General features: G+C 62.0%; 9 protein-coding genes. 2 read left to right on the forward strand and 7 right to left on the reverse strand.

Going from position 1 to position 18,226, the window contains the following annotated elements; genetic code table 11:
* Window positions 1–41 precede the first annotated feature (41 nt).
* Entirely contained in the window at window positions 42–476 is a 435-nt protein-coding gene (locus ACFWAD_RS00655; protein ID WP_378540549.1) for an SRPBCC family protein, read from the reverse strand.
* 336 nt (window positions 477–812) lie between these two features.
* On the opposite strand from ACFWAD_RS00655, the gene ACFWAD_RS00660 reads away from it, so the two are divergent.
* Together ACFWAD_RS00660 and ACFWAD_RS00665 are read left to right on the forward strand one after the other, a co-directional pair.
* Entirely contained in the window at window positions 813–2,240 is a 1,428-nt protein-coding gene (locus ACFWAD_RS00660; RefSeq protein ID WP_378445774.1) for an FAD-binding protein, read from the forward strand.
* Entirely contained in the window at window positions 2,237–3,538 is a 1,302-nt protein-coding gene (locus ACFWAD_RS00665) for a class I SAM-dependent methyltransferase (RefSeq protein WP_230816598.1), read from the forward strand. Before ACFWAD_RS00660 ends, ACFWAD_RS00665 begins: the two co-directional genes overlap by 4 nt.
* A gap of 21 nt (window positions 3,539–3,559) precedes the next feature.
* Here the strand turns inward: ACFWAD_RS00665 and ACFWAD_RS00670 are convergent, their stop codons facing one another.
* The 6 genes from ACFWAD_RS00670 to ACFWAD_RS00695 form a co-directional block, all read right to left on the reverse strand.
* Window positions 3,560–4,612, reverse strand: a complete 1,053-nt coding sequence (locus tag ACFWAD_RS00670; protein WP_378540551.1) for a hypothetical protein — start codon at window positions 4,610–4,612, stop codon at window positions 3,560–3,562.
* A gap of 108 nt (window positions 4,613–4,720) precedes the next feature.
* Window positions 4,721–6,862 carry a 3-hydroxyacyl-CoA dehydrogenase NAD-binding domain-containing protein gene (locus ACFWAD_RS00675; RefSeq protein ID WP_378540553.1) on the reverse strand — a complete coding sequence of 714 codons (2,142 nt, stop codon included), beginning with the start codon at window positions 6,860–6,862 and terminating at the stop codon, window positions 4,721–4,723.
* Between the two features lie 45 nt (window positions 6,863–6,907).
* Window positions 6,908–8,122: an acetyl-CoA C-acetyltransferase gene (locus ACFWAD_RS00680; protein WP_007731553.1), complete on the reverse strand. Its 1,215-nt coding sequence runs from the start codon at window positions 8,120–8,122 to the stop codon at window positions 6,908–6,910.
* A 222-nt stretch (window positions 8,123–8,344) separates the two neighbouring features.
* Window positions 8,345–10,156 (reverse strand): multicopper oxidase family protein, encoded by a 1,812-nt coding sequence (locus ACFWAD_RS00685; RefSeq protein WP_378540555.1) that lies wholly within the window; start codon window positions 10,154–10,156, stop codon window positions 8,345–8,347.
* 88 nt (window positions 10,157–10,244) lie between these two features.
* Window positions 10,245–11,801, reverse strand: a complete 1,557-nt coding sequence (locus ACFWAD_RS00690) for a hypothetical protein (RefSeq protein WP_221742590.1) — start codon at window positions 11,799–11,801, stop codon at window positions 10,245–10,247.
* A complete protein-coding gene (locus ACFWAD_RS00695; protein WP_378540557.1) occupies window positions 11,798–17,923 on the reverse strand; it encodes an SDR family NAD(P)-dependent oxidoreductase in 6,126 nt (2,041 codons plus the stop codon). The genes ACFWAD_RS00690 and ACFWAD_RS00695 overlap by 4 nt, the downstream gene beginning before the upstream one ends.
* Window positions 17,924–18,226: the final 303 nt, after the last annotated feature.

Genomic DNA, 18,226 nt, shown 5'->3' on the forward strand with positions numbered 1-18,226 from the left:
CCGGTGAAGGTACGACGCCATCTCTCGAGATGCAGAATCAGTCAGACCAGTTCGCGCTTGAGATTGTCCAGGACCTGGGCCTGGATGCGCTGCAGACCCTTCGGAGCGAAGGTGCGCTCGAAGAAGCCGCCGATTCCGGTGGCACCCTGCCACTGGGTGAGCGTCGTAACCGTCGTTCCGGTGCCGTTGGGGGCAACGGTCCAGGTGGTGACGAGACTGGAGTTGGCGTCCTTCTCGGTGATGACGTTGCCGTCGACCGTCACTGTGGCCTTGACGTTGCGCGAACGCTTTTCCGTCGCCTTGAGCGTCCACTGCGCGACGGTTCCGTCACCCTGGCCGCCTTCGACGACCTTGTAGTCGAGGTACTGCTCGGACAGGATTCGCGGGCGAACCGTCTCGTAGTCCGAGAGCGCCGCGAGCACCTTGTCGAGTGCTGCTGTGACGACTATCGAACTCATTGCATTGACCTGACCCATATGCCCTACGTCTCCTTGTTCGACCAACGCGGCTCGATACCGCGAATGACTCTCGAATCCGCACCTCGAACTGCGCAGACATTCCTTTCCATATTGCCTGTCCCGCCCCGGTATCTCGACAATCTGCCCTGTCCTGTGAGCTGGTTCACCTGTTGGCGCATTTATCGAGTTCGTTTGCAACAACTCGATCAAATTCGGGCATTAAGACCCCTCCAGATAGCTTGCACGCGCAACTACCGATAGCGTCAGGGTGTGACTCTCTCGTTCAATGGGGTAGTTCAGAAGTTCGATCGAATCCGGACAAAGCAAGGCCCGGGTTCCGATGCTGCGCGTGAAATGGGGTTCGAGCAGCACAGAGAAGGCGTCGAACGCCTACTCGCGTCATACCGCGCCATTCCCGCCGATGCTTCTGTACGCCTGGCAAAGAAGACATCCAATCTGTTCCGCGCTCGCGCCAAGACGTCGGCCCCCGGCCTCGACGTCAGCGGTCTGGCCGGTGTCATCGCCGTCGATGCGCAGGCGCGCACCGCCGACGTCGCCGGCATGTGCACCTACGAAGACCTCGTCGACGCGACGCTGCCCTACGGGTTGGCGCCATTGGTCGTGCCTCAGCTCAAGACCATCACCCTGGGCGGTGCGGTGACCGGCCTGGGCATCGAGTCCACCTCCTTCCGCAACGGCTTACCGCACGAGTCGGTACTCGAAATCGACGTACTGACCGGAAGCGGCGAGATCATCACCGCAACGCCGGACGGTGAACACGCCGAGCTGTTCTTCGGTTTCCCCAATTCCTACGGCACCCTTGGCTATTCGACGCGATTGAAGATCGCACTCGAACCGGTCGAGAAGTACGTCGCGTTGCGTCATGTGCGCTTCGATTCACTGAAGAAGCTCGAAGAAACGATGGATCGCATCGTCACCGAGCGCGAGTACGACGGGATCGCCGTCGACTACCTCGACGGGGTGGTCTTCACCGATTCCGAGAGCTACCTCACACTCGGCGTGCAAACCGACGAGGAAGGCCCGGTCAGCGACTACACCGACCAGGACATCTTCTACCGGTCGATCCAGCATCCGTCACTCACACAGCCCAAGACGGACCGCTTGACCATTCGGGACTACTTGTGGCGCTGGGACACCGACTGGTTCTGGTGCTCACGGGCTTTCGGTGCACAGAACCCGAAGATCCGGCGCTTCTGGCCCAAGCAGTACCTGCGCAGCAGCTTCTACTGGAAGCTGATTGCCCTCGACCACAAGTACGACATCGGAGATCGCCTCGAAAAGCGCAAGGGCAAGCCCCCGCGCGAACGCGTCGTCCAGGACGTCGAGGTACCCATCGAACGAACCGCGGACTTCGTCTCGTGGTTCCTCGAGGAAATTCCGATCGAACCACTGTGGTTGTGCCCGTTGCGTCTTCGTGAGCCAAGCCCGGCCGCTGCCTCAGCTTCTCGGCTGGATCAATTGGCCACATCGCGGCCGTGGCCCCTCTACCCCCTCGAACCCAAGCGCACCTACGTCAACATCGGCTTCTGGTCTTCGGTGCCGATAGTTCCCGGTGAGCGCGAGGGGGCAGCAAATCGACTGATCGAAGAAAAGGTCAGCGATTTCGACGGACACAAATCGCTCTACTCCGACTCCTACTACTCGAAGGAAGACTTCGAGGAGCTGTACTACGGCGGCGACCGGTACATCGGACTCAAGGAACGCTACGACCCGAAATCCCGTTTATTGGATCTATTCTCTAAGGCGGTGCAACGTAAATGACCACGTTCAAAGACTCCAAAAGCCAGGACAAGCTCTCCATCGCAGAGATTCTCGAGACGCTTTCCGACGGCATGCTGCCGCTTCGATTCACCGCGTACGACGGCAGCACCGCCGGCCCCGAAGATGCCGACTACGGACTGCACCTCAAGTCGACTCGCGGAACCACTTATCTCGCAACGGCTCCCGGCGACCTCGGCATGGCCCGCGCGTACGTCTCCGGCGATCTCGAAGCCGAGGGTGTCCACCCCGGTGATCCGTACGAGATTCTGCGCATCATGGGCGACGAACTCCACCTCAAGCGCCCGTCAGCACTGACTCTCGCCAGCATCACGCGCTCGCTGGGCTGGGATCTGTTGCGGCCCATCGCCCCGCCGCCCCAGGAACATCTCCCTCGCTGGCGTCGCGTCGCAGAAGGACTGCGTCACTCCAAAACTCGTGACGCCGAGGTCATCCACCATCACTACGACGTCTCCAACACCTTCTACGAGTACGTCCTCGGTCCATCCATGACGTACACCTGCGCCGCCTACGACAATGCGGAGCAGACCCTCGAAGAAGCCCAGGAGAACAAGTACCGCCTGGTGTTCGAGAAGCTCGGACTTCAGAAGGGTGATCGACTTCTCGACATCGGCTGCGGCTGGGGCTCGATGGTTCGCTACGCAGCACGACGCGGCGTCAAGGTGATCGGCGTGACTCTCTCACGCGAACAGGCAGATTGGGCACAGAAGGCCATCGAAGACGAGGGGCTTGCCGACCTCGCGCAGGTCCGTTTCTCCGACTACCGCGACGTCGCGGAGACCGGGTTCGACGCAGTGTCCTCGATCGGTCTGACCGAACACATCGGCGTCGGAAACTACCCGGCGTACTTCGAGTTCCTCAAGGGCAAGTTGCGCGAGGGTGGGCGTCTGCTCAACCACTGCATCACCCGTCCGGACAACCGAAGCGGCGCCAAGGCAGGCGGATTCATCGACCGGTACGTCTTCCCCGACGGGGAGCTCACCGGATCGGGTCGCATCATCTCCGAGATCCAGAACGTCGGCCTCGAGGTGCGTCACGAAGAGAACCTTCGCGAGCACTACGCACTGACGCTCGCCGGATGGTGCCAGAACCTCGTCGACAACTGGGACGCCTGCGTCGCCGAGGTCGGCGAAGGAACCGCACGCGTCTGGGGCCTGTACATGGCGGGCTCACGGCTCGGATTCGAGCGCAATGTCGTTCAGCTGCACCAGGTTCTGGCCGTCAAACTCGGCCCCAAGGGTGAGGCGCATGTGCCGCTTCGCCCGTGGTGGAAGGCCTAGGGGCAAAGCCCCTGTGAGTGGTTAAGGAGTCTCCGCACTCCTTAACCACTCACAGGCCCCGCAGGGGCTATCCCCCGTCCTCACCCAACCTCCCCGCCGCAAGACCGTCTCTACCTCGTGCGCAACCTGGCACGGGGTCTTCACCACCTCGTCGAATCCGTAGACCAACCGCGGACGACCTGCCAGCTCTGCCGCATTGTCACGACGGCGATCACGGAATGCCACCTCCGCCATGGAATGCGCCCACCGACCGTCGAGACGCACGATCAGCGGCACACCGAATTCGCTGTAGTCGCAATCCTCGTACAACGTGCGGCCGTCGACGCGCACCGGTGATTGGCGTCTGGCCGGCGGCAACCCGTGCGCCTGCTCCACGTCGACCGCATAGTGGTATTCGAGCGATGACTGCACCCCATCTGCCAAGAGCTTCACCGCACTGTCGAGGGCCTTCCGATATCGACGGGGTGAGCGCTCCTCCACGCGTCGGCGGATGTCCGTCAAACGGATGCGTCCGTTGGTGACTGTGGTGATGAGGCTGACATAGGCCTCGCGCGCAGTCGGTTCTGCGACGGCCAGATCGAGAGCTGTATCAGCCTTGCCGGTGCGCGGCATCTGCGCGTCGACACCGATGTGACGATGAGCCCTCGAACGGTGGACCACAACGCCGGGATGGAGGACAGAGCCGATCATTGGTGACGGATGTCGGTCGGCGCCGAGGCCACGAACGAAAGTGGCAGCCTGAGAGATCGCGGACTTCCCGTACGGAACGGTGATGTGTACTGGTGCAGTGCTGTCCGGCCGACGCATCGACCATTCCTCAGCGGCGGTGTGATGGCTGAGCATCGACGACCCGCCGCCGTACAGGAGCGCCGCTTCGAGTGCGGCATACCTGGTCAATGGGCCCGTGGTGACGGAGTAGACGCCGCGAAGAACAGTTTGCCAGCGTCCGACCTCAACTCGTTGTTTCACGCGAGAGCGCGGAAATCCGATGGCGTGAAGTTGGGCGTGACTGACCAGTCCGTGCTGAGCATCGACGATAACCTGCAATGCATCGATTTCTGTATGTGAAGGCATACGACGAGCCTGCAAATACATACAGAAGGATTTCGCCGAAAAAACCAACCTGTGGATAAAGCTGTGCGCGGTTAGGAAGTGCTGAGACTCCCTAACCGCGCACGGGGGCTATGCCCCTAGCGACGCCGGCGGGGTGAACCGCGGGCCGTACTGCGCAGCGAGTTCCTTTGCGCGAGCGACGAAGCCGGCAGTGCCGCCCTCGTAGCCGACGATGAACTGGTGAACGCCACCGGTCCAGGCCGGGAATCCGATGCCCATGATGGAGCCGATGTTGGCGTCCGCCGTGGTGATCAGGACGTTCTCGTCGAAGCACTTCTGCGTCTCGATCGCCTCGATGAACAGCATGCGGTCGATGAGGTCCTGGATCGGGGCGTCGGAGGTTCCGGAGTTGAAGTTCTCGCGGAGTCCGGACCACAGGCCGGTGCGCTTGCCCTCTGCGTAGTCGTAGAAGCCTGCTCCACCGAGCTTGCCCTTACGGTCGAACTTCTCGACGAGGGTGTTGATGACCTCGCCGGCCGGATCTGCCGGCAGTTCCTTGCCTTCGGCCTTGGCTGCCTCGGCAGATTCCTTGCGGATCTTCTGCATGAGGGTGAGGTTGAGCTCGTCCGAAAGCTGAAGCGGCGCAGCCGGGTAACCGGCCTGCATACCTGCCTGCTCGATGGTGGCGGGCTCGACGCCCTCGGCGAGCATGCCGATGGCCTCGTTGATGAAGGTTCCGATGACACGTGAGGTGAAGAAGCCACGCGAGTCGTTGACCACGATCGGCGTCTTGCGGATTGCCTGGACGTAGTCGAACACGCGAGCCAGAGTCTCGTCGGAGGTCTTCTCACCGCGGATGATCTCCACCAGCGGCATCTTGTCGACGGGCGAGAAGAAGTGGATGCCGATGAAGTCTTCCTGACGCTTCACGCCGGTGGCGAGACCCGTGATGGGCAGCGTCGAGGTGTTCGAGCCCAGCAGTGCCTTGGGATCGACGATGTCCTCGATCTCCTGGAACACCTTGTGCTTGAGTTCCTGGCTCTCGAAGACTGCTTCGATGACGAAGTCGACGCCGGCGAAATCTGCCGGGTCAGCCGTCGGGGTGATCTTGGCAAGGAGTGCGTCGGACTTCTCCTGCGTGGTCTTGCCGCGCGAGAGCGCCTTGGCCTCAATGCCTTCGGCGTACGCCTTGCCCTTGTTGGCAGCCTCGATGCTGACGTCCTTGAGGACGACGTCGAAGCCGGCCTTCGCGGAGACGTACGCGATGCCCGCGCCCATCATGCCTGCGCCGAGGACGCCGACCTTCTTGATGGTGGACTTCTCGATGCCTGCCGGACGTGAACCGCCGCCGTTGATCGACTGCAGGTCGAAGAAGAACGCCTGGATCATGTTCTTCGCGACGCGGCCGGTCACCAGCGAGGTGAAGTAGCGAGCCTCGATGAGCAGCGCGTTGTCGATGTCGACCTGCGAACCCTCGACGGCTGCGGCCATGATGGCGCGCGGAGCCGGCATCGGAGCACCCTTGAGCTGCTTACGCAGGTTCGCGGGGAACGCCGGAAGGTTGGCAGCGAATGCCGGAGTGGACGGAGTTCCGCCAGGGATCTTGTAGCCCTTGACATCCCACGGCTGAACGCCGCCTTCGGGGTTGGCCTTGATCCATGCCTTCGCAGCCGGAACCAGTTCTTCTACCGAGCCGACGACCTCGTCGATGAGGCCGACTTCCTTGGCCTGAACGGGTCCACGCTGCTGCCCCTGGAGCAGGACGCCCATGAGCGCGTTCTGCAGACCGAGCATCCGCACGGTGCGCACGACGCCGCCGCCACCGGGCAGCAGGCCGAGGGTGACCTCGGGCAGGCCGATCTTGACGCCCTTGACGTCTGCCGCGATGCGGTGGTGGGTCGCGAGAGCGATCTCGAGACCGCCGCCGAGCGCCGCGCCGTTGATGGCGGCGACGACCGGCTTGCCGAGAGTTTCGAGACGACGCAGGTCTGCCTTGATCTCGACGCTGTGGTTGTAGATCTCCTCGGCCTGCTCGGGGCCGACCTTGATCATGTTCTTGAGGTCGCCACCGGCGAAGAAGGTCTTCTTGCCGGAAGTGATGACGGCACCGGTGATGGAGTCCTTCTCGGCGACCAGACGGTCGACGGTGGCCTTCATCGACGCGATGTACGCGTCGTTCATGGTGTTTGCGCCCTGGTTGGGATCGTTGATGGTGAGCACGACGATGCCGTCGGCGTCCTGGTCCCAGTTGATGATGTTCTGATCAGTCACTTTGCTTGACTCCTGGTAAGCCTCGTTGGAAGGACGGACGCCGCGTCAGACGCGCTCGATGATGGTGGCAACGCCCATACCGCCGCCGATGCACAGGGTGATGAGGGCGCGCTTGCCGCCACGACGCTCGAGCTCGTCGACCATCGTTCCGGTGATCATCGCGCCGGTTGCACCGAGGGGGTGGCCCATGGCGATAGCGCCGCCGTTGACGTTGAGCTTCTCGTCCGGGATGTTCAGGTCCTTCTGGAACTTCAGGACGACGGAAGCGAATGCCTCGTTGATCTCGAAGAGGTCGATGTCGTCGACCGTCAAGCCGGCAGCTGCCAGAACCTTCTTCGACGCCGGCGTCGGGCCGGTGAGCATGATGGTGGAGTCGGCGCCGCTGGTGGCGGTGGCGACGACGCGAGCGCGCGGCGTCAGACCCATGTCCTTGCCGGCCTGCTCGCTACCGACGAGCACGAGGGCAGCGCCGTCGACGATTCCCGAGCTGTTACCGCCGTGGTGAACGTGGTTGATCTTCTCGACCCAGTGGTACTTCTGCAGCGAAACGGCGTCGAATCCGCCGATTTCACCGATCACACCGAACGCGGGAGCCAAGCCGGCGAGGTTCTCTGCCGTGGTGCCCGGACGCATGTGCTCGTCGTTGTCGAGGATGGTGATGCCGTTGATGTCCTTGACCGGCACTACCGACTTGGCGAAGTATCCGCCGGTCCACGCCTTGGCGGCGAGGTCCTGCGAGCGCACGGCGTATGCGTCGACGTCGTCACGCGAGAAGCCCTCGATGGTGGCGATGAGGTCTGCGCCGACGCCCTGCGGCACGAAGTAGTTGTCGTAGTTGGTGGCGGGGTCGAGTGCCCACGGTCCACCGTCGGATCCCATCGGAACGCGGGACATCGACTCGACGCCACCGGCAATCACCAGTTCGTCCCAGCCGGACCGAACCTTCTGAGCAGCCATGTTCACGGCCTCGAGGCCGGAAGCGCAGAAACGGTTGAGCTGAACGCCACCGACGGTGTCGGGCAGTCCCGCATCGTTGACTGCAACGCGGGCGATGTCCATTCCCTGATCGCCAACGGGGGTGACGACGCCCAGGATGAGGTCGGAGATCCGGTCCTCGTCGAGGTCGGGAAAGCGCACGCGCAGTTCCTGGATCAGACCCGTGACCAGCGAGATCGGCTTGACCGAGTGCAACGACCCGGTCTTCTTGCCGCGGCCTCGCGGGGTACGGATGGCTTCATAAATGAATGCCTCTGTGGTCACTGTGAGGTGTTCCTTCCGTGTAATTCGTCGAACCGGTCTGCAGATCGTCCGCGCCACCTTCGGTGGTGGCGCATGGCCGAGGTACAGACCTCAGCCCTTTCACTGTAGAACGTGTTCCAAATTCATGGGAAGGACCGAAGCGATCCTGCTAGGTGACCGAGGTGATCAGGTGCCCGAACGCCTGCCCGCTTCGGTTCATTTCGGGTGCGCCCCCGGAAGCACTCACGGCACGATGCGATACGGCAACATCATGTCGTGATCTTCGTGATCGAGTAGATGGCAATGCCACACGTATCCCTGGAGTCGACCAGAATCAGCCATATCGTGGCGCCCACCGCCCGTCATCCCACTACCCGTCATCACACCGCTCGGAAGACGATCGAACATCGCGTCGGGATCGAAACCCAGCTCATCCGCGGTGGGGAATCGCACGATGATCCGGGTGACGGTGCCGCCGTCCACCCTGACGGTGTCCTTCATCCCCGCTTCCCACTGCGCCGGCGCGATCATCGGCCCCGCCTCGAACCCGTCGGGCGACGGAGTCCACTTGTTGCCGATCACCGGCTGCGGATGGCGGATCAAGTACTCCAGCGTCCGCATCGGTGTTCTGCCGAGAATCCGGAAATTCACCAGGTGCAGGTGTATCGGATGCGGGTCCGGCGTGGTGTTGACGATGTTCCACTGCTCGACGGTGCCTTGCCGCGGCCTCTCGACGTCCGTGGTGCTGAACGTCAGGTTGTTCAACGTCATCTGAGCCGGTGGATTCCGCAGTTCCAGTTGCTGGCTCACCGTCACCGTGCGAATTACAGTCGGCTGCTCCAACGGGGCGAGAACGTCACGTTGCCGGCGCCCACCGCGCAGTTGCGACGGAACACCACCGGTGAATCCGCGCCTGGCGTCACCGCGGAACCGGCAGAACAGCGGCATAGTCACTTCACCGATGACAGCGGCGGGTAGCGGGGGCGCCTCGTCGTTGCGAAGCTCCACCGTCGAACCCTCCGACAGTCCGGTGAAATCGACGAGGAGGTCGTGCCGCTCCCCCGGTGCGCAGCGGAAGGCATTGACCGCGACGGGTGCGTCGAGCATTCCGGCGTCGTTGCCGATGACCCAGAACGTCATCATGTTCGAGAAGTGAAGATTCCACACACTTGCCGACGACGCATTGACGATGCGGAAACGGTAAAGGCCCCGAGCCACGGACAGTTCCGGCCACACCTTGCCGTTGACCAAGCCGACGTCGCCCACCGCGCCGCCTTCCCACGATCCTTCCGGGATCAAGATGGTGGATCGGCCGTTCTGGGCGCCTGTCGGCGTGAAGATCTTCTCCTGCAGGATCAACGGGATCTCGAATTCCTCGGCCGGCAACCCCAACGGATTTCCCAGTTCGCCGGTGTCGAATTCATCCCTGACCAGATAGTTGCCGATCAGACCGGCGTAGACGTTGAGCCGGGTGATGCCCATCGCATGATCGTGATACCAGAGGTGGGCGGCTTCCTGACCGTGCAAAAAGTGATGCGTCGCAGCCTGTCCCGGCATCACCAGCAGCTCCGGATGGCCGTCGCTCTCAGGTGAAGTGACTCCCCCGTGCAAGTGCAACGACGTCGGCGGGTTAGCGCGAAAGTCTGCCTGCATTCCGTGCAGCGTCATATCGATGTCCGCGGCCAACGGATGTCCGGTCAGATCGTTCTCGAACGTCAACATGATCGGCTCGCCGGAATGCGCCTCGACGGTAGGGCCCAGATAACCGCCACCGATCTCTCCGCTGCGGTACGACAGTGCTGGGGACGAGGGAAAATCCCGATGAAAGGCATGTTGCCCCACTTGCGCTGTCAGTGTGATCTCGTTTCCGGAAAGCGTTGACAACGACGGTAGTTCGTCACAGAACGGCTCGAACTCCGGCGAATGAAAAATCAACGGAGACTGGATATCCACACTCCCCGCCGGAGCAGCACCTGCCTTTGCACCCAAAGCAACAGCCGCTGTGCCGACTACCGACCCTTTCAGAACCGATCTTCTGGAAACCCCGATACCCATACATTCCCCTCCCCATCGAAACGGGTTGCGTTCTCCCGCAAGGAAAACGCAACCCGTCTCTCCACTTCGATCTCGGAAAATCCCCCGCCTACTTTCCGTCGATCGCCTCCAGCACCGAATCGATCAGCGACTGTGGAAGTTTCGACGGCGGAGAGATTTCCAGTTCTCCCGGAGCGCCCGGCATCGTCCAGACAGTTCTGTGCCGAGCGATCGCGAGCTTCTCCCGTGATCCGTCCTCATTGACCTTGAAGTACTCGAACTCGAGGTCGATCCCCCTCTCGTAGAGGGCAGACAGGGACATCGTGACCAGGACGTCGTCGAACGGCATGACCTCGCGCAGATGCTCAACCCTGGTGTGCACACAACGAAGTTCCCCGAGAGCGCCTCTGGCCGCCATGGCCTCACGCTGAGAACGGACCAGGAACTTGTCCCGAACCCTCGACTGCCAGATGTAATAGTTGCCGAAGTAGATGTTGCCCACGACGTTTCCGTCCTGCAACGTCGTCGAGAACACCTCGGATTCGAGCAGGTACGGATTGCGCGGCACCATCGGAGCCGAGCGGATCACGGAACCACGATCGACGTTCTTCGGTTCGGTGGGAACAGCGATGTTCTTCGTCCCCGTCGGAATCGTCATCGGCTCGATGAAATCGTGGAAGTACTGCGGCATCGGCCGTGCCGCCACCACACCGTGGGAGAGGATTTCCACCCACGTCGTCTGCATCGCACTCCACCCGATGTGAGTGCGCGTCTCGCCGTCGACCCGGGACCATTCGACATGCAGATTGGTGGTTGCCCGATCCGGACCGGTGAGCTCGGTGATCCAGATCGTCCCCTCGACAATGTCGTCGGTGTACAGGTTCGCATCGATGAACACCTCGGAGTTGTTGGTCACCATGCCCCAACGACCCGTCGCCATGTCCTCCACGATCTGCTTCGAGATCGGTCCGGTTCCCCTCTCTCGCAAAGCGCCCAACCACAGCGCGAAGCTCGCGAACCCCACTGATCCACCGACGTTGCACGCGTCCCGGAACCCGACGGGGAACCGGATCGACACCGCCGGATAGCCGCTCCGGGCCACCACATGCACGTCGGAGCCGTAGGCCATCGGATCGAACTGCGCGAGAGACTTCGCCGACAACGGTCCGGAGTCGAACTGCGGTGCCGGGTCCTGCGCCGGTTCCTCCGCATCCTCCTCATGAGTCACAAACGCGAGAATCCGCTCCTCGTTGTCCGTCAACAGAGCTGGAAAAGTCAGAACCACCACGCTTCCCTCTGCGCCGCCGCGGAAGGTCACTGCGTCGTCCTCCCTGGCGCCCATCGCCAGAGAAACCGACATCTGCCCCGTGGCCTTTCGGATCGCCTCGGCCGCCGCCCACAGCCTGGTTCCCGCACGATCGAGTGATTCGCCGCCTGCGATCAACTCGTCCAGCAGCGGAATCCGCGCCGAACCCAGAAGCGCCTTCCACTGCACGGCGGTTCGGGAGCGAATCGGTTCGATGTCACACCCCTGAGGCCAGTCGCCGGCCGAACTGAGTGACTTGCTGCCGTCGTGCGAGAGCGAGACATCCACAGAGGGCGGAATATCACCGACGACGACGGGCTTTCCGGTTTCCTGCCATTCGATGGCAAAGGCATTACTCATTTGATCACCACATCCTCATCGAGATGAATGTTCACGGCCGCCTCGGCGATCGGTTTCTCCTGCTCGTGGCGTTCCGACTTGGTCAACTCGTGAATCCCCGGGGTATGCGCGACCACAACCCGCGGGCTCTTCACTCCCAACGCCCGGCTGTGTTGCGCGAGCTTGTCGAGAATGATCTGTGCGTCGCGCGCAGTCGGATCCGCGATTTCCTCAGCTGTAGGACGGCTTTCGTCGTGGGAGAGAATCTGGGAGCGATATCCCTCGAGCTGCATCACCACTCGTCCGTCCTTCACCACCGCCACGTCGGCTTGCATGTGGGTCTCTGTCTGCACCTTGTCGTAGGCGTACGCGGTGAACGAACGAGCCTCGAATCGTCCGTCGTACATGTCGATTCGCGCAATGTTGACCGGAAGGCAGATCTCCCGCGGAACCATGATCTGACCCGATTGGAGCAGGGAATCGAGGAAGTAGGGATCACCGAGGAGGTGCTGCTTACGGTCGGCTCGCGAAATAGCGCTGAAGAGAATGTGCTCGGAATCGAGGCTCGAGATCTCTTCGAGTCGGCGGAAATCGCCCTCCTGGAACAGCAACCACGAGTAGAGATCGTCCAACGGATCGATGTCGAGCACCGGTCGCGGCAACTCCTTCTCGAACTCCGGCAGTGTTTCGTCCAGCCCGAAGATGAAGTCGGCCGAGAAATGGGGCCGTCCGTACCCGGTCCGTTCGGTGCCGATCGTGACATGCACCCGCGTTCCTGCAGCATCACGATCCTGCTCCACGACGCTTGCCTTGATCTCGACTCTGGTGCCCTCGACCGTGTCGACGACGATCGGTCGATCCAGCTTGATGTCGTCGATGCGGACGCGGCCCAGGGTCACCCGTCCCGTGACATAGGCTGCCGCCTGCGACATCGCCTCGAGCCCGAAGACCGTCGGCAGCAACGCCGATCCCTTCCAGACATGTTCGAGGACAAACGAATCCGCCGAGGTGGACAACGTAGTTCGGGTCGCGAGTTCTACGTGCGGCTCGAACGTCACGATTTGGTCGATGTAGCGCGACACCGCCGGCAGAGCCGGCGCTGCTGGAGCCCAGGTGTCGAGACCCCCGAGTCGACTGGTCACGACGATGCGACTCGCCTCGGGTCCACTGTCGACCAGACGAAGGAAGTGATCCACTCCCGCAGCCGTCGAAATCGGCATGACACCCATCTTCGCGAGGTGGTTGACGCTGCCCATGCGGGCGCCCATCCCTGTCTCTCCCCACACGCTGTACGCGAGCGAGAACGTCCGAGTCTTCGGGTGCCCGGCGGCATACCGCACCACCATTTCGTCGAGAAGCTCGTTTCCGTATGCATACCAGCTGTTTCCGGGCATACCAGTGAATCCGATGATGGAAGAGAAGCCCACGAACAGCTTCAACTCGCGTTCAGCGAGCGCTTCCACGAAGTTGGCTGCGCCCAGGACCTTCGGTGCAACCTCCTTGAAAGCCGCAGCGCTGTCGACTCTCTCGAACCGCCGCGGAACGTTCGCCCCCGCACCGTGGACAAACCCGGTGATCGGCCCCACCTCGATCTCGATCTGAGTGACGATGCCGGCCACCGCCGCAGCATCCGTGACGTTGCAGCGATAGTAGTGGGCACTCAAACCGGCAGACGTGAAGTCCGCAAGAGTGGAGGCGATTTCGTCACCGGCCTGCCGCTGAGAGCTTCCGATCAGTACCAGTTCGGCGCCGGTCTTTCGGCCCAGCGCCAGAGCGCATTGCGCCATGATGCCTTTCGCGCCTCCGGTCACGACCACAACATCCGAACTTCCCAGCCCACTTTCCCGGACGGTGTAGTCGTTCGAGGCGAGCACCCGCGGTTGCAGTGCCGTGCGCGCCAGCTCGGCGTCGTAAGTCGCGAACACATAGGGTGCAACCGAATCCAACTCGGAGACGACCGTGGTTGCCACCTCCGCGTCCGCTGTCGAGCCGTCGAATCCTAGGACGCGTACATCCAGCTCGGGGCGCTCGTGATGCACCGAAGCTGCAAAAGCCGCCGCACTCGGCACCGGCGCTGGATTGCTCAACTCGACATCGGTGAACTGAACCACCGCCAATGTGGTTCGCGCGCCACCACTTTGCTGCGCCGGAACTATTCTGTGCATGTGTTCGATTCCGCGGCGCAAGCCGATTTCGGTGACGGAATCATCGGTCACGCGCGGCATTACCGCAATCACGTGGTGTGCGTTCGCAGTGTCGGCGTCGGAGAATGTCCGGGTGTCGACCTGGGCGCCACGGCCTCGAAGTTCGGATTCCAATCTTCCGACCAAACCGGCGTCGTCACCGATGACGACAAACGTCGCGGCCGTGAGGTCGCGGACTTCGTGCAACGCTGTCTCGCTCCGAACCTTTTCCAGGGTGTAATCGCGAACCCAGGTGAAGCTGTCGGCCGATATACCCTGTGACTTCGTCGGCAGCGCCCGCGCAGCCGGCTGCTGCTGACCCGACATCTCCTTCGCGGACCGATCGAGCACCTCGATCAGTTCACCCAGGCTGACGTTGACGAGTTCGGCCGGATCCAGGTCACCCTGAACACCCAACCGTGTTGCTACCGTGGCTATTGCGTCGGCAGCCTTGATCGAGTCCATGTTCAGGTCGTCGAGCAGGTGGAGATCCACATCGAGAGACTCCACCGGAAATCCGGTGTCCTCTGCGATTACCTCGAGCAGGATTCGCGACACGTCCGATTGCCCCGAATGCGCTACTGGAACGGCAGCTACTGGAACGGCAGTGCCGGCATTCGGCGATGCCGCAAGGATCAGCGATGCAGCTTCTCCGATGGTGGCATTGGCCAACTCGGCAGGGTCGAGGTCGACAACCTCGAACTGATGCGCAACCTTCGAAATAGCCTCTGCCGCACTGATCGAGTCGAGATTCAGATCATCGAGCAGACGCAGATCCGTCGTGATCGACTCGGCGGGGAATCCCGTCATATCGGCGAGGATCCTGATCAGCTCACTTTCCACGGACCCAGCGCCCGCGACAGCCGGCTCTTCGACCACCGGAGCCGAAACCGGCGCAGGAGCTTTCGCTGCTACAGATTCGTGGCCGTTGGTGACTGCCCGCGAAGTCGGAGCAGATGGAGAAGACGGAGAAGTCGCTCCACTGCCTACATCCGCGCGAATGACGTCGACGAGGAAGTTCCCGCGTCGGCTCAGGTAATCGGCCAGCGCCGCAGCCGGATCCCCGCCGGACGTACCAACTGCGAGCGGTTCGGGAGCAGATTTAACCGTCAGCTTCGCCTCGGCCAAGTTCTCGATGAACACCTTCTGATCGGCGGGAACGAATTCGCGAACGAAGCGGCCGTCGAAAAGTTCGTTCCAGCGGACCTGAGCGCCGTGTACGTACATCGCGGCCAGTGCGACGTTGAAGTCCTCGTCACGTCCGGACTTGGACGCAACGGGGAAGCAGCGCACGCCGTCGGTCCCGTTGATCGCCTTGGTGAGCCCGGTCAGCACACGGCCGGGTCCGACCTCGACAAGCAGGTCCACCTCCTGCGAGATCCCACGTACCGTCTTGATCCAGTCGACCGGTGAGACAACCTGTTTGGTCACCAATTCGCGAAGTGCCACTGGCGTCTGGACGCGTTCCCCTTCAACGCAGGAATATACGGGGCAGGTCAGTAGACCGACTTGCTCGTCAACGGGCGCAGTGGACTTCAGCTCCCGCTCGGCCTCGTTCATCATCTCGGAGTGGAAAGCATTCGACACGGCAAGCGCCTGGGCCGACACTCCGCGCGTCTTCGCGATGGCAACCACATCGTCGACCGCGTCCTTGGTACCCGAAACCACTGTCTGCGTCGGCGTATTCAGATTCGCGACGGTCGCATATCCGTTTGCTTCCGCGATGATCGCCTCAGCCGTCGATCGGTCGCAGGTCAGGCTCGCCATTGCGCCGTTTCCGCCACCACTGACCGCCATCGCCGCGCCCTTCGCCGCAGCCAAGGTGATCAGCGTCTTCTTGTCGTAAGCCCCTGCCACGTAGAGGGCTGTCAGCTCCCCGAGACTGTGCCCGGCAACGGCAGTGGGTGTGACGCCCAAACGGTGGAGGTACTCGAACCACAGTAGCGACGCCAAGGCAACGGCGGGCTGGGTGAACTGCGTCTGGGCGAGGTCCCTCTTCCACTTCGCCAATTCCGCAGCGTCAGCGCTCTTGACCGGGTTCCGCAGAATCCGCGGCGTGATCGCTTCCGCTCCCGCATCCTCCAGCCAGCCGTCGGCCTCGTTCGCCAGTTCACGTGCCCACTCGAAACGCTCGATCAGCACGCGAGCCATCTCGAGCTGTTGTGATCCCTGTCCCGGGAACAGGAACCCGATGTCGTGACGAACGTTGTTCGAGATCGATATCTCGTTGCTGACCACCTTGACCTGGCCGGCCGCGGGCGCAGAGTTCTCGCAGATGACGGCGAGTTGGCGCATGCGTTCGGCCAACTGCGCGGGTCGACCTGCCACCACTGCGGCCCGGAAGGGCGCGGTCGGCGAGATCACCCGCGAGAGCTTCGCCGAAAAGTCCAGCAGCTCGGCAACACTCAACGGAACTGCCAGATCTGCGACATCCCGCGCTCGGGTCGCCAAGTCCATGGCGGAATCTGCGGAAAGTACGAAGACCTCGGTGTCCTGGTACGACGCCATCATGGTGCGGACGTCGCGCGAAGGTGTCAGCTTGCTGGACGGTGCATCAGCCGATTCGATGGCGACGTGGCAGTTGATACCGCCGAATCCCATGGCCTGCGCACCGGCGCGCATCTTCTCGGACGGATCTCTGATCTCGCCGTTGACGAGCGGAAAGAGCGCTGGCGCTTCGGTTCCGAACGCCGGGTTCGGGTCGGTGCAACCGGCGATCGGCGGAAGGATTCGTTGGTTGACGGCCATTGTCGCCTTGATCAGCGCAAGGATGCCCGACGCCGCCTTCGTGTGCCCGATCAGCGACTTCAGCGAGGTCATACCGATGCTGCGAGCCTCGACGGGCCCGTCCGTCTGCGCGGCCTGCTGGACGCCGGCAAGTTCGACGGGGTCCCCGACAGGAGTGCCAGTTCCGTGTCCTTCGACAAAGGCAACCTCGCTGGCAGCGAATCCTGCTCCCGAGTATGCGCGACGGATCATTTCGGCCTGAGTTTCGGCGCGGGGCTTGGTAATTCCACCCTTGCCATCGGTGGAGATGCCCCAGCCGCGAATCGTCGCGTACACGTAGTCACCGTCTGCCCTGGCGTCCTCGAGCCGTTTCAAGGCCACGAATCCACAGCCTTCACCCGGGATGAATCCGCTTCGGCTTGCGTCGTACACGTTCATGTCACCGCGTGTCAGTGCACCCAAACGCGCGAATCCCACGAGTTCCAAAGGATCCAAGCTGACGTCGACTCCACCTGCCAAGACGAAGTCGGCCGCGCCGGACGCCAGCTTTTCCGCCGCAGTCGCCACCGCGAGCATGCCGGACGCGCACGCACCGTCCACGACGTACCCGCCGCCGTTGAAGTCGAGGTAGTTGCAGATACGACCGGCAATCGTATTCGACAACATACCGGCCAGAGTGTCTTCACTCGGCTCCACCAGCGGGCCTTTGTAGACCTCTTCCATCGTCTCGGCGAGGGCATCGACGACGGAACTGTCCAACTGGCGCGCTTCGGCCGCCACAGCGAGGGCGCGCTTGACATAAGGCCAGCGCAAACGCATCGACCACATCCGGGATTCTTCACCGGTAAGGGAGTTGCCGACGATTGCGGCGCTGCGGCCAGTGGGTACCGATCCTCGGCTGTAGCCCGCGTCCGTCAAAGCTCCGAGTGCTGTTTCCAGCGCCAACCAGTGTGTGAGATCTGTCGACTTGAAGGTCCGCTCCGGGATCCGGCGCCCGACCCAGTCGAATTCGAATCCGTCCATGAACGCGCCCCGGTCGGCATACGTTCTGTCGACGTCGTCGGGATTTGCGCTCCAATAGTCGTCGAGAGACATCCGCGACTCGGGAAACTTTCGGAATTGCATCCGGCGCGCAAGGACGTTCTCCCAAAATCCTTGCAGATCGTGTGCACCGGGAGACCACATGCTCATCCCGACTATCGCAATTGCAGGATTAGTTGAATCTTCAGTCATCTTACACTTCCTATTTTCACGCGCATCCACGGGAGACTCAATCGACCGAAGACTAACCACGCGTTCGTCGGCGTGTAAAACGCAGATTCACCTCAAGGCATAACCAAATAACAAAGATTGTTCGAGATCGCGAACATGTTTCAGCAATTTTTCCGCAATCGACAATTAGCTGTAACTTCGAGTTACTCGTTTGCCTAACGCGACGTCAAACTCCGGCTGGAACATCCGTATCTGATCCTGGATTCAAAGCCGTCCAATCCAGACATACAGCAAATATGCAGTTGAGCATCCGTTAAATCGACA

Source organism: Rhodococcus sp. NPDC059969 (genome assembly GCF_042738325.1).
GTDB lineage: Bacteria > Actinomycetota > Actinomycetes > Mycobacteriales > Mycobacteriaceae > Rhodococcus_F.